The sequence below is a fragment of the Streptosporangium sp. G11 genome (genome assembly GCF_051192615.1).
Classification (GTDB): domain Bacteria; phylum Actinomycetota; class Actinomycetes; order Streptosporangiales; family Streptosporangiaceae; genus Streptosporangium.
In genome coordinates this window covers 28,942-41,051 of sequence record NZ_JBPJUQ010000033.1, presented here as the reverse complement: position 1 = coordinate 41,051, position 12,110 = coordinate 28,942, and the positions used below count along the sequence as shown (strand labels likewise).

Here is a 12,110-nt window from a genome sequence, read left to right as displayed (position 1 = left end):
GGCGGACCAAGTAGGGGTGCCACCGGAATACGGCGGAAACAGGCCAGGGGGCCGCAGACCCGCCAGAATCTTGATTCTGCCAGGTGTGCGAAACCGCATTTGTGCAGGTCATCCGCCTGACGTCGGCGAGGGTGCCAATCCGGTCCCTGCGCGGCACGACAGTCTTCCGCCGAAACCCTGGGCCCCGCTGTCCGGCCTGCGATTTCAGGCGGGCGCGGTTCTTCTCCGGCGGTATTCCGGCCGCACGCGAGGAGGGGCCTGGGCCCTGCCCGATGTCGGGACCACGTTTGACATCCCTGATGGCTAACCGCTCTTCATTGGCTAGCCGTTAGGGGGATGCATGCAGGACGCGGTGCTGGCGATGCTCGCGAAGGAGCCGTCGCACGGCTATAACCTCGGCCTGCGGCTGCGGCGGGCTCTCGGTCCGCTGGGAGGATCGATGAACGCGGGTCAGATCTATGTGACCCTGGCCCGGCTGGAGAAAGCGGGACTCGTCGTCCACGAACGGGCGGACGGGCTGCCGGACCGGCCGGATCGCAAGGTGTACGCGCTGACGCAGGCCGGACAGCAGCGGGTGACCACCTGGCTGTCCGAGGTGAACTGGTCGAAGCCGGATCTGGTGGAGTTCCACCTCAAGCTCGCCGCGGCGAGCGCGGCCCGGCTCGCCGATCCGGCGGACCTGGTGGCCGCGCAGCGTCGCGAGTTGATGCGACGGCTGCACGAAGCGCAGCGCGCGGTGCTGGCCGAGCCGGACGGCTCGACCACCGGCCTGCTGCTGGAGGGGATCGCATTGCGACTGCAAGCGGATCTGCGCTGGCTGGAGGCCTGTGAGCGCGTCTGGTCGGATGTCGAGAACGAATCTGAGGACGAATGAACGAATCCGGCGGTGTGCTGCGGGTCCGCGGCCTGGTCAAGCAGCACGGCCAGCGGCGGAGTCTGGTCCGTGCGGTCGACGAGGTCGACCTGGACGTACCGGCGGGACAGACGCTGGCGGTGATGGGACCCAGTGGTTGCGGGAAATCCACGCTGCTGCACATGCTGGGTGGTCTTGAGCGGCCCACCGGCGGGCAGGTGTGGCTGGCCGGGCAGCGCGTCGACACTGTGAGCGAGCGGGCCCTGGCCCGGCTGCGACGCCGGTCGGTGGGATTCGTCTTCCAGGCCTTCCACCTGGTCGAGGAGTTGTCGGCGGCCGAGAACGTGGAACTCCCCGTGCTCCTGGCCGGGGGCTCGCCGCGCACGGCCAGGCGGCGCGCGCGGTTCCTGCTGGAACGGGTCGGGCTCGCGGACCGGGCCCGGCATCTGCCCTGGAAGCTGTCGGGGGAGAGCGTCAGCGGGTGGCCGTCGCCCGCGCCCTGGTCAACGAGCCGCTGGTGGTGCTGGCGGACGAGCCGACCGGGAACCTGGACACCGCGGCGACGCTCGATGTGCTGAGGCTCTTCGAGGACCTGCGCGTCGCGGGACAGACCCTCGTGATGGTCACGCACGACGGGCGGGTCGCGGCCATCGCGGACCGGCTGATCTCGATGCGTGACGGGATGTTCGTCGAGGACACCTGGCTGGCGGGAGACAACGGGCGGTTCGACGGCCTGATCGCGATGGGGGACTGAACGCCATGGGCCGCATCCTGCTCGTGTTCCGCCTGGTGCTGGGCGACGTGCGCCGCCATCCCGCCCAGGCCGCGATGCTCGTTCTGTCGATAACCGTCGCCACCACCATGCTGAGTCTGGGCGCGTCACTGTCCGGGGCGACCGAGAAGCTGTACCGGCAGACCCGTGCCGCCACGGCCGGGCCGGATGTGGTGACACTGGCCCCCGGCAGGGACCGGGCCACGATCTCGGTCCTGAAATCGCTGGAGGACGTTCCCGGGGTCGTCGCCCGCAGCCGGCCGTACCACGAGTTCTTCGCGACGCTCACCGCGCACGGCGCCACCGCGCGCGCGGTGGCGATCGGCGCCGATACGACACCGGGCCCGATCGATCGCCCGCTGGTGACCTCGGGCGGCTGGATCCGCCCCGGCGGCGTCGTGGTCGAACGTGGCTTCGCCGCCGCCCTGCGCGTCCACGCCGGCGACCGCGTCGCCGTCGCCGGCCGCTCGCTTCCGGTCGTCGGGATCGCCGTGACCGCGGCCCACTCCGTCTACCCGGGGGCGCAGCTGGGAGGCCCGCACGGCGGGCCCGTCGACCGCGCCGGCCTGATCTGGCTGAACGAAGCCGACACCCGGACGCCGGCTTTCGCGAAGCTTCCGGTGGCCTCCCTCGTCTACCTGAAGCTGCGCGACCCCGACGCGACCCGGGCGTTCATGGACTCCTACCACGACACCCTCTACCCCGCGGGTGATCCCGCCGCCGACTCCGCGCCCCGGGTGAACTCCTTTCCCTGGCAGGCCCTCGCCTACCAGGACTCCCTCCTGCTCCAGGGCATCCAGCCGATCCTGGTCATCGGCAGCTGGCTGCTCAGCTTCCTGGTCGTCGCCGGCATGAGCACTCTGGCGGCAGGACGTGCCGCCCGGCAGACCCGCCGGGTGGGACTGCTCAAAGCCGTCGGCGCCACCGGCCTCGTCGCCACCGTCATGCTCACCGAATACCTCGTCCTGGCGCTGCTCGCCGACGTACTGGGGTTGATGGCCGCGCGGCTGGTGGCGCCCGCCATCATCAATCCCAGCGACAGCCTGATCACGACCGACGCCGGGCCGAGCGGCACCGTCATCGCGATGACGACCACCGTCGCCGTCCTCGTGGCGGTCCTGACCGCCCTCGGCCCGACCGTACGGGCCCTGCGCACCGACACCGTCTCCGCGCTGGCCGACACCGCCCTCCGGCCTCGGCGCAGGGCCCCGCTGACCACGGTGACCGCGCTGCTGCCGACCCCGCTCCTGCTCGGGCTACGCCTCATCGTCCGCCGTCCCGGCCGTGCGGTCCTGCACACATGCGGCACCGCGGCCACGGCTGCCGCGCTCACCGTCCTGCTGATGGTCCATGTCGGGCCCATGGAGGGCTGGGACCTGGGCTCCGTCACCCTGCCCGATCTGAAGGACGATCTGACGCTCGGCCTCCTCCGGGGTGTCGCCGCCGCGCTGATCACCCTCGCCGTGGTGAACACCGTCACGATCACCTGGGCCACCGCGACGGAGGCACGAGCCACCATGGCCGTCACCCGCACGCTCGGTGCCACTCCCGGGCAGATCACCGCGGGGCTGTCCATCGCACAGCTCCTGCCGACCCTGCCCGGCGCCGTCGCCGGCGTCCCCTTCGGCATCATCCCGTACCTGCTCTTCGGCCCCCGAGAGGTGACCATGCCTTCCGCGTGGTGGCTGCTCGCCGTCCCTCTCGCGCTCCTGCCGGCGACCGCAGCACTGACCGCCCTGCCCGCCCGCGTCGCAGCCCACCGATCCATAACGGAAACCCTGAGCGCCGAAACGGCGTGAGTGTCGATCAAATTGAAGGTCCGCTCCCACCGGACCCTCGTTTTCTTCCAGTCAGCCACGGGGACGGTCACGACTTTTGAGAACACGCACGGCTGAGAGGCAAAACCCCAGCTCGGCACCTCCACGCACAGGACTGCGTCGCTGGTTGGCGGCTGAGGTCACGTTCGGGAGAAGAACGCCGTCATGAGTGACGCAATCCTCAGTAAGTTTATGACGATACACTCATAAATGACGATAGTGTCAGTGGCGTGGAAGGAGGTTGCCCATGATGGATCACCATGACCCGCACGCCGGCCTGCGCAGTGAGCAGGGCTCCTTGAAGAGCGAGCACCCGGGCAGGGCGACCGACCCGATCAACAAGGCGCACGATCTGGCCTGGCTGGAGTTCTGCAAGCCGGACCCGCAGCGCTCGACCGTTACCCCATCCACTACCGGCTGGTGACCTCATGATCGACCCCGTTGTCCGTGACTTCCTCGCCCTGCGTCCGGCGGGCGTGCTGGCCACCACCCGACCCGACGGCGGGGTGCGGCAATCGGTCGTCTACTTCGCCTTGGACGGCGACCGCCTGCTCATATCCACCGAACCCGGTCGCGCCAAGGCCAGGGACGTGCAGCGCACCGGGCGCGCCTCCCTGTGCGTGATCGGAGCGGCTGCGCCGTATCCGTCGGTGACGCTGGAAGGCGCCGCCACCATCCGGACCGCCGGTATCGGGCCGGACACCGCACGTGTCATGTCCCGTATCGGCGGGCGGCCGGTCGAGCCGATGAGCGATGCGGAGCTGGCCGCGATGAACCGCGTCATCCTCGAGATCATCGTCGAGCGCGTCTACGGCGCCAGCTATCTCCAGCGCACGTCATGAGTGACCATCGTGAGTCGTATGCCGTTCCGGCGGTCGTCGTCATCGGCGCGGGCCCCACCGGACTGACCGCTGCGACCCTGCTCGGCCGGTGGGGATCCGCGACTCCCTTTGGCCGCCCCTCGGAACGCGTGAGCATCGATGTCGTACGTGGCGGACGGCCGGTGGGGTGTCAGCGGGCGAGGGGAACGCGGAATACGAAGCACGTGCCACCGGTCGCCGAGTCGTCGATGTGCAGGGTGCCGTGGTGATCTGAGGCGATGTCGCGCGCGATGGCCAGCCCCAGGCCGGCACCGCCGCGGTCGCGGCTGCGGGCGGTGTCCAGTCGGGCGAAGTTCCGGAATACGCGTTCGCGGTCGGCGGGGGCAATTCCCTCGCCGTCATCAGTCACGGCCAGTTCGGCGTGTTCGCCTGCGCGGCGCAGGCGAACCTCCACCATGTGCGTGGCGTGACGTCGGGCGTTGTCGAGCAGGTTGACGAACAATCGGGCGATCTGGCCCGGGGCGGCGTTCACTGTCACCGCGAGGTCGAGGTCGAGTCGCAGGTTACATCGGTCGGCCCAGCGAGCCGCCTCTGTCTTGACCAGTTCCGTCAGGTCCACGTTCTGGAGAATTCTCCCGGTGTCGGCCTGCGGCCGGGCCAGGAGGAGGAGGTCATTGGTGATGTTCTCCAGCCGATCGAGGTCACCCATGACATGGTCCAGGAGATCGGGCAGGTCGACGTCGTCTGGATACAGCCGCGCCGCCTCCAGTTGCAGGCGTAGGCCGGCGATCGGCGTGCGAAGCTCGTGGGAGGCGTCGGCGGCGAACTGACGCTGCCGGTCGAACAGCTGTTCAACGTGCGTTTTCGCCTCCCCCGGCTGTTCGCTCAGTTCCTGCGGTTTCCTGGCGGGGGTGTGGCGCTCCGCTTCGGTCGCGTGCTCGTGCGTGTCCGGTTCGCTCGCCCGCGAGCCGGCCTGCTGTCGCCGGACGAGGAATGCGGTCACGTCCTCGATCAGATGCAGGAGCAGCGTCACTTCCCCGTCCGGGTCGAGGACGGGAGTGTTGATCGCGCTCCAGTGCCGTTCCTCGAACACGTCCGCACTGCCGGACACCGGCGTGGCGGTCTTGTGCGGAGCCATGACGTCGGACTGCCCGGTGGCCCGGACCCGGCAGAGCGAGGCTTCGAGTTTCCGCAGCGTGCACATCTCATCGGAATCGGCGGGGTTACGCGGAAACGCGTCGACAAGATGCCGGCCCAGCAATTCCTCCCGTTGCAGTCCGCAGACGTCGACGTATGCCTGGTTGACGGCCACGATGGTCAGGTCCAGCGTCATGACCAGGCACGGGCTCGGGATGGCCGCGAACACGGCGGCGTGATCAAGGTTCTGTCTCGTCATGTTCCCTCTTCGTCGTGCCCGACAGGGGCGGGGATTCGTAGTCTGTTCGGGCATCTGCCTCGCATGCCGGCTTGTCAGAGGAGACGGTCCCGCGAGGGGGAGTCGCGGCACGAAGCAACCCCCGCCCGCCGCGGAATGCCTGGCCTGGAGGGTGCGCATGTGAGCTTGGGCGCTTGGACGATGCCGCGGGCGATCGCCGGATCTGGGGCCCGTGCCTTTGTGGTCGAGGCGGCGTGCGGTGCCCGGCCGGGTGAAGCGTTGGAAGATCCGTTCCCGTTCGGACTCCGCGATTTCCTCCCCGTCGTCGGTTACCGTCATCTCGGCGCTGTCACCCGCGCGGCTCACCCGGATCCTCGTCCGGCCGGCTGACCCGGTTCGGGCGCGGTGGACGGGGATCAGGCGAAGACGTCCTGCTGGTAGCGGCCGTCCGCCTCGAGCTGGTCGACGCGCCGCCGGGCGGTTTCGTCGTCGCTGCCGGTGTGGCTGCGGTGGATGGCGGCGAGTGCCTCACGTACGGCGGGCGCCATGCGGCGGCCTTCGCCGCAGACGTAGACGTGCGCGCCGTCTCCGAGCGCCTGCCACACCGTGTCGGACTCGGCGATGAGGGCGTCCTGGACGAACCGGGCCGGGTGGTCGGCCACCGCGGAGAAGGCGGTGTGCACCTGGGCGATCTCGGCTTGCTCCCAAGCGTCCATCTCCTCCCGGTAGAACCAGTCGTGCTCTGGGTGGCGGCAGCCGACGAAGACGTGGGACGGGCCCACCTTCGTGCCGTTCTCCCGCTGCCAGGCGCGCTCTTCCAGGAAGCCGCGCAGCGGTGCGATGCCGGTGCCGGGCCCGATGAGGATGAGCGGTGTGGCGGGGTCGGCGGGCGGCGCGAAGGAAGGAGAGGGCACGCGCACGTGACCGTAGAGGACGTCTCCGGGTTTGAGTCGCCCCAGGTACTGGGAGCACAGGCCGCGATACGCGCCGTTGCCCGACAGCGCGGGGCCTTCGACGAGGCCGACGGTCAGCCGTATCTGGCGCGGGTTGGCCAGCGGGGAGGAGGAGATGGAGTAGAGGCGGGGGCGGATGTGCCCCATCATGTCGAGGAACACCGCCAGCGGCAGCTCGACGGCGGTGAAGCGCTCCAGGAGATCGAGCACCGAGACCCGCTTGCCGAGGATCTCCTTGTGGTACCGCTCGTCCGCCTTCTCGGTGCCGGCCGTGTAGGCCTCCAGCTGCGGCTTGGTCCAGGGGCACGGGGTGTGCTCGGCCAGGATGCGCACCTGGGCGCGGGTGGTCACGTCCTGCAGCTCCAGGAACTCGGTGAACAGCAGTCCGGCGGTGACGGGCACGCCCACCGGCAGGTGCGTCCTGCCACCGGCCGGCCGGTCGAGCCGGAGCACCTGGTCGTGCTCGACGCCGAGCCGCGCCAGCGCGCGGGAGACCAGCGCCGGCTCGTTCTTGGCGAAGACGGCCAGGTGGTTGCCGGTGGCGTAGGTGATGTCCTCGGGCAGCTCGACGGTGATGGACTTCGCGGACGGGCGCGGCGGCTCGATGCTGAGGTCCCACAGCCCGGCCGGGTCGCCCACGAGCTCCTCGTTGGCCACCACGGTCAGGGGGTAGGCCTGCTCGGAGACGACCGCCGGGCGCACGTCCGCCTCGGTGAGCAGCCGCACCTGGTAGCGCGGCCCGCCGGTGTCGGAGGTGTCGGCGGCGTACTCCTCGGCCAGGGTCGTCCACAGGGTGTCCATCCAGCAGGTGGCCGTGCCGTCGAAGTCGGAGGCGGCATCCGCCGCACCACGCTCGATGACCGGGGCGGCTCCGGCGGCCAGCAGGGCGGCCTCGATCCGTTTCGGGAACGCCTGGTAGGTCGCCACCCACTGGGTGTTGCCGGCGCCCAGCAGCGCGAAGCGCACGTTGGACAGCGAGCCATCGGGCAGCCCGGCGGTGATCAGGTCGTCGAAACGCCGGGCGTTGTCGGGCGCCGTGCCGTTGTAGCTGCCGGTGACGACGACGAGCAGCCCCTCGGTGGGCAGGTTGTCGCCCAGCTCGTCCAGGCTCAGCCATGTGGTGCCGAACCCCGAACGCTTGCCGCGGTCGGCGATCATGCGCGCCAGGTCCTCGCAGCTGCCCAGGCTGGAGCCGTAGGCGACGGTGAGGTTCACCCCTGCACCGCTGACCGCGGCCTCCTGCTGCGTGTCGTCGGTCTGCTCGGCCGAGACACCGAACAGGGCCCGCTCGTGCTTCTGACGGGTCCGTACGACCAGCTCGAAGTCGCCGGGCTTGCGCGTCAGCGCCTCCCGGACGTCCATCTGGTAGTCGGTGGTGTCGGAGAACTTGAATTTCTGCAGCACCAGCGCGAGAGCCAGGCGGGCCTCGGTGAGCGCGAACTGGCGGCCGATGCAGGCACGCCGGCCGTTGCCGAACGGTTTGTAGGCGTGCGGGTGGTGCTGGACCCGGTTCTCCGGCAGCCACCGGTCGATGTCGAACTCCAGCGGGTGCTCCCACGCCCTGGGATCGGTGTGCAGCGGGAACATCAGCAGGTTCGTCTTCGTGCCCTGCTTCAGGTGGTAGCGGCCGCCGATGGTGGTGTCCTCCAGCGGCGCCTTCATGATCTGCGGGATCGGAGCCCACAGCCGCAGGGTCTCCTCCAGCACCCGCGGGATGACATCCAGCTTCATGATCGTGTCGTGGCTGGGGACGGTGTCGCCGGGCAGCATCCGGTCCACCTCGGCGTAGGCCTGGGCCAGCACGTGGGGGTTGCGCATCAGCGAGTACGTGGCGAACGACAGCAGACCGCTGGTGGTCTCGTGACCGGCGATCAGGAACGTCAGCACCTGGTCGCGGACGTTGTCGTCGTCCAGCCGCCTGCCGGCCTCGGGGTCGACGGCCTCCATCATCAGGCCCAGCAGGTCGTCCTCACCGCCGCTCTTCCCCCGACGGCGCTCCTTGATCACACTCTCGACCAGCTCGCGCATCAGCTGGATGTTCTCGTGGTACTTCTTGTCGTCGGCCTTGCGCAGCTTGGTCATCGTCGGCGGTTCCTGCGAGCGCCGCATCGACTCCACCAGCGACTCCAGCAGCGCCTGAAGGAAGGGATGCAGTTCCTCGTCGCGGAAGGAGCCGAATCGGTAACCGAACCCCGACAGGGCGATGGTGTCCAGTGTCAGCCGGGTGTAGTCGTCGGTCACCTTGACCGGCTGCCCCTGCTTGCGCTCCCACTTGCCCACCAGATTCCGGGCGATCTCCAGCATCTGCCCGAAGTAGCCCTTCATGGCCCGCTGGCTGAAGGCCGGCATGAGGATCCGGTGCGCCATGCCCCAGGCCTCCTCATCGTCGTGGGCCGTGAACAGGCCGGCGCCGGCGTAGTCTCGGACATGGCTCAGCGGCGGGAAGATCGGCTTGCCGAAACGGGTCTCGTCGCAGACCTCGGTCACCAGGTCCGGGTCGTAGACGAAGACGTTCTCCTGGCCGGCGATGTCCATGCTGAAGATCCCTTCGGGGAACCGTTTGGACAGCTCGGCGAAGTGCTCGACCGGGTTGGTGTCGGGGATCTGCGGCGTGTGGCCGAGGAGAGGAATCCCGCGCGGGGACCGTATGGGGAGAGGGCCGGTGGTGGTGAGCTGGTCGGTCATGGGTTTCCTCCATCGGTAAAGGGAAGCCGCACCGGCAGGCCGCTCGCCGCGGTGTGGACCTGTGCTCTCAGCCGAGGCCGAACTCCTCTTCGACGGCGGCGAGGGCGTTGCCGACCTTGCCGCGACGCTCGGGCGTGCTGGTGTTCGGCACGTCGTGGACGGATTCCCTCTGCGCGGCGGTCACGGTGACGACCTCGGTGCTCTGCCGGGGCTACCCGCCCGCGGCACGCCTTGCCGGCTGCGCAGGCGGGTGCGTGGATCATGATGCACACTCATCAGCCGCCCCTCGCACATATCTGACGATATCGTCATTTATGGAGAGTATCGTCAATCTTGTAATGATTCGCCAAAGCGGCGGTGAGGATTCCGTCACTCTTGACGGATCGCACTACAGGGGAAAGCGTGCTCCGTGCCGGCGTTCCGGCCGACACGGGCGGCGTGCGCGGTGACGGCGCGACTTCCATCGCGGAAGGCCCTCGGGAATGGCGGCACGCATGCCAGGACGGGCCCTCCCGCGGCGGCCTCGCGCCTCCTTGGTCTCCCCGCCGAGATCGGGGTTGGCCTCCACGTCCCCCGGCGGCGCGTTCGGGCCGTCGACGTGTCGTCGCTCATCAGGCCGGGTTCATGCCATCGACGGGCATCGACGGGCACTGCTACATGGTGGAGTCGGGGAGAATCCCGTCGAGGTCGGGCAGGGGACGTTGGCAGATTTCGCGGGCCTCGTCGGCGGGGATGCCGAAGGTGCGCAACAGGTCTTCGGTGATCTGGTCGGTGGCCTGGGCGTCGTCGCGGTCAGGCTGGGTGTGGAGCAGTTGGCCGAGGCATAGTGCGGTGCCCGCGGCCATCACCAATGCCAGCTCCGGGTCGCCTATGGTGAAGCGCCCGGCCTGGATGCCGGCCTGGATGTCGCGTCGGGCACGCGGGGCGATGCCGTGTTCGGAGGTGGCGATGGCCAGGCCGGTGTTGAGCAGGACCTTGCTGAGCTGGAGATGCCGGCGGTGCAGGCGTCCGGTCAGCCGGAAGCTGAGGGCGAAGATCTCGGCCGGGTCGTCCATGCCGCGGGTCAGCTCATCCAGTGCCGCGCCGTGCCGGTCCAGGGCGTCCTCCACGGCCGCCCGAAAGAGTTCGTCCTTGCCGGAGAAGTGGTTGTAGAACGAGCCCATGCCCACGTCGGCGGCCTGGGTGAGCTCCAGGATCGCCACGTTGGTCCTGCCGTCGGCGATGAAGGCCTGGGCCGCGTGGACGAGCGCGGCGCGGGTGCGCGCCTTGCGCCGATCCAGGCGGCTCGGTGCGACGTCGGCCATCTGCTCTCACTCCTGTCGGCTGTGGTGCGCGTTCCACTGTAGTGCGGCCCGTCAAGAGTGACGAAATCCTCACCACTGCTTTGGTGAATCATTACATGATTGACGATACTGCCCATAAATGACAATAACGTCAGTCCTGACGCGGATCATCAGCCATGGAAAGAGTCAGGCGATGCGTGGCGAGGCATTCCAGATGAGCGACGCCGTGCCGTATGGCGTCTGACAGTGCTGCGCGGACAGAGGCGACGCGGCGAAAGGAAAGCATGATCACTAGGCTTGTCTCGACGCTCATGGCCGTGGGATCGCCTACAGGCCGATGGCCACGCCTTCCGGGGTGCGGGCCTGCGCAAAGCGGCTACGGCGCGCCGTTTGCCAGGATCTGTCCGGATCTGTGAGGCGCTCCGCGCGCGCCGATCCCCGCCGGCTACAGGCGCTGGTCGTCCGCACCACTGAACCGCGCCAGGATTGCCGGGATTGATGGAGGCTCCATCCTTTACAACCGGCAGAGCCTCGCCCGGATCGCCGGCGCCGCCATCGGTGCCCGCGCCAAGGCGGAACCGGTCGACGGCGAGATGGGGCGCGCACGCCGCGACCACCGACGGCACGGCCGTGCCATGGGTCGTCTTCATCGACCTGGAGCCGGGGACTATGGGCGCCGGGCGTCTCGCAGGGATTCGGCGGCAGTGAACAGGGAGGCTCCCAGAAGGACGATGTCCTTCACCAGGAACTGGCCCGCAAGGGAGAGCTTCGGTTCCCCGTGCCTTTCCTGCCAGGCCTCCGGCGTGGTGACCAGGAAGCTGAGCGTGGTGGTGAACATCCCCGCCGCGGCCAGGCTGCCGAGCGCCGAGGCCCTGGGGGCGAATGACTTCGCTGCGATCAGCGATCCGATTATGATCTCTGTCGCGCCGATGAGCCTGGCCAGCCGCTGTTCACCGAGCATGGCGGCAAGCCGCGAGAACGGCGGACTCGAGGTGATCAAGGGGCGGATGTTTTCGACCTCGTAGTCTTCGAACTTGAGCCGCCCGATTATCACCAGGTTGAGCACCAGCCCGAAACGAAGCGTTGAGGCCCCCGCAATCTGGAGATTGCCGGCGGCCGCGGGTCGCATTCTCATACAGGTATCCCTTCGCACGGTGCGTCGCGAACGTCCTGCGTGTGTCAAGTTTACGCCGGGCCGTATTCAGCGGCGCGCTGGTGGGGGAGGGGGGCGTGGTCAAGCAGGTGGACGTGACGAGGATGAGTCCCTCGTGGGCGTCGTCGGCGGGCGAGATGATCTCGACCCCCCGTGACCTCGGCCGCTTCTTCGACGCGCTTCTCGGCGGGAAGCCGCTCCGTCCCGCCCAGCTCGAGGAGATGCGCACGGCCGTCGCCACCGATCCGCAGGGCGTGGCCTACGGCGCCGCGCGACTCGGGCACGTTATCCGGTACATGTTCACACCAGCCCTGCCGGATATGGGGGCGATGGCTTGCGGGGATGGGGGCGCGGTCTGTTTCCGGCGTACTCCGGCCGTCCCTCTTGTTGAATGGTGA

Annotated in this window: 11 protein-coding genes and 2 pseudogenes; 7 read left to right on the top strand and 6 right to left on the bottom strand. The window is 69.0% G+C overall.

From position 1 onward, the window contains the following. Positions 1–340: 340 nt before the first annotated feature. The 6 genes and pseudogenes from ACSDR0_RS27310 to ACSDR0_RS27285 all read left to right on the top strand — a co-directional run bounded on the left by ACSDR0_RS27310 (position 341) and on the right by ACSDR0_RS27285 (position 4,284). Positions 341–874: a PadR family transcriptional regulator gene (locus ACSDR0_RS27310; RefSeq protein ID WP_435291737.1), complete on the top strand. Its 534-nt coding sequence runs from the start codon at positions 341–343 to the stop codon at positions 872–874. Then, positions 871–1,334: pseudogene (locus tag ACSDR0_RS27305) on the top strand (ABC transporter ATP-binding protein); the annotation flags it as partial. The gene ACSDR0_RS27310 and the pseudogene ACSDR0_RS27305, both read left to right, overlap by 4 nt. Before the next feature lie 36 nt (positions 1,335–1,370). After that, positions 1,371–1,607, top strand: coding sequence for a hypothetical protein (locus ACSDR0_RS27300; RefSeq protein WP_435291793.1), 237 nt, complete (start codon positions 1,371–1,373; stop codon positions 1,605–1,607). Between the two features lie 5 nt (positions 1,608–1,612). Further along, the gene (locus ACSDR0_RS27295) at positions 1,613–3,424 is read left to right on the top strand and encodes an FtsX-like permease family protein (protein ID WP_435291736.1); all 1,812 of its coding nucleotides are present in this window, start codon (positions 1,613–1,615) and stop codon (positions 3,422–3,424) included. Between the two features lie 265 nt (positions 3,425–3,689). Next, a complete protein-coding gene (locus ACSDR0_RS27290) occupies positions 3,690–3,866 on the top strand; it encodes a hypothetical protein (protein ID WP_435291735.1) in 177 nt (58 codons plus the stop codon). Between the two features lie 4 nt (positions 3,867–3,870). Continuing rightward, positions 3,871–4,284 (top strand): TIGR03618 family F420-dependent PPOX class oxidoreductase, encoded by a 414-nt coding sequence (locus tag ACSDR0_RS27285; RefSeq protein ID WP_435291734.1) that lies wholly within the window; start codon positions 3,871–3,873, stop codon positions 4,282–4,284. 169 nt (positions 4,285–4,453) lie between these two features. Here the strand turns inward: ACSDR0_RS27285 and ACSDR0_RS27280 are convergent, their stop codons facing one another. The 6 genes and pseudogenes from ACSDR0_RS27280 to ACSDR0_RS27255 all read right to left on the bottom strand — a co-directional run bounded on the left by ACSDR0_RS27280 (position 4,454) and on the right by ACSDR0_RS27255 (position 11,694). After that, positions 4,454–5,659, bottom strand: coding sequence for an ATP-binding protein (locus ACSDR0_RS27280; protein ID WP_435291733.1), 1,206 nt, complete (start codon positions 5,657–5,659; stop codon positions 4,454–4,456). Positions 5,660–5,878: 219 nt separating this feature from the next. After that, a pseudogene (locus tag ACSDR0_RS27275) lies at positions 5,879–6,055 on the bottom strand (ATP-binding protein); the annotation flags it as partial. Next, complete coding sequence (locus tag ACSDR0_RS27270; RefSeq protein WP_435291732.1) at positions 6,055–9,276, bottom strand: bifunctional cytochrome P450/NADPH--P450 reductase; 3,222 nt, start codon at positions 9,274–9,276, stop codon at positions 6,055–6,057. The gene ACSDR0_RS27270 and the pseudogene ACSDR0_RS27275, both read right to left, overlap by 1 nt. 653 nt (positions 9,277–9,929) lie before the next feature. Then, positions 9,930–10,580, bottom strand: a complete 651-nt coding sequence (locus tag ACSDR0_RS27265) for a TetR/AcrR family transcriptional regulator (RefSeq protein ID WP_435291731.1) — start codon at positions 10,578–10,580, stop codon at positions 9,930–9,932. A 130-nt stretch (positions 10,581–10,710) separates the two neighbouring features. Further along, a complete protein-coding gene (locus tag ACSDR0_RS27260; protein ID WP_435291730.1) occupies positions 10,711–10,872 on the bottom strand; it encodes a hypothetical protein in 162 nt (53 codons plus the stop codon). A gap of 354 nt (positions 10,873–11,226) precedes the next feature. Continuing rightward, positions 11,227–11,694, bottom strand: a complete 468-nt coding sequence (locus ACSDR0_RS27255) for a DUF417 family protein (protein ID WP_435291729.1) — start codon at positions 11,692–11,694, stop codon at positions 11,227–11,229. 41 nt (positions 11,695–11,735) lie between these two features. On the opposite strand from ACSDR0_RS27255, the gene ACSDR0_RS27250 reads away from it, so the two are divergent. Beyond that, a complete protein-coding gene (locus ACSDR0_RS27250) occupies positions 11,736–12,110 on the top strand; it encodes a serine hydrolase (RefSeq protein WP_435291728.1) in 375 nt (124 codons plus the stop codon).

Excerpts from the sequence above, each read along its gene's own strand:
- ACSDR0_RS27260 (WP_435291730.1), bottom strand. The coding sequence starts at position 10,872 with ATGAGCGTCGAGACAAGCCTAGTGATCATGCTTTCCTTTCGCCGCGTC.
- ACSDR0_RS27255 (WP_435291729.1), bottom strand. The coding sequence starts at position 11,694 with ATGAGAATGCGACCCGCGGCCGCCGGCAATCTCCAGATTGCGGGGGCC.
- ACSDR0_RS27280 (WP_435291733.1), bottom strand. The coding sequence starts at position 5,659 with ATGACGAGACAGAACCTTGATCACGCCGCCGTGTTCGCGGCCATCCCG.
- ACSDR0_RS27310 (WP_435291737.1), top strand. The coding sequence starts at position 341 with ATGCAGGACGCGGTGCTGGCGATGCTCGCGAAGGAGCCGTCGCACGGC.
- ACSDR0_RS27295 (WP_435291736.1), top strand. The coding sequence starts at position 1,613 with ATGGGCCGCATCCTGCTCGTGTTCCGCCTGGTGCTGGGCGACGTGCGC.
- ACSDR0_RS27265 (WP_435291731.1), bottom strand. The coding sequence starts at position 10,580 with ATGGCCGACGTCGCACCGAGCCGCCTGGATCGGCGCAAGGCGCGCACC.
- ACSDR0_RS27285 (WP_435291734.1), top strand. The coding sequence starts at position 3,871 with ATGATCGACCCCGTTGTCCGTGACTTCCTCGCCCTGCGTCCGGCGGGC.
- ACSDR0_RS27290 (WP_435291735.1), top strand. The coding sequence starts at position 3,690 with ATGATGGATCACCATGACCCGCACGCCGGCCTGCGCAGTGAGCAGGGC.
- ACSDR0_RS27270 (WP_435291732.1), bottom strand. The coding sequence starts at position 9,276 with ATGACCGACCAGCTCACCACCACCGGCCCTCTCCCCATACGGTCCCCG.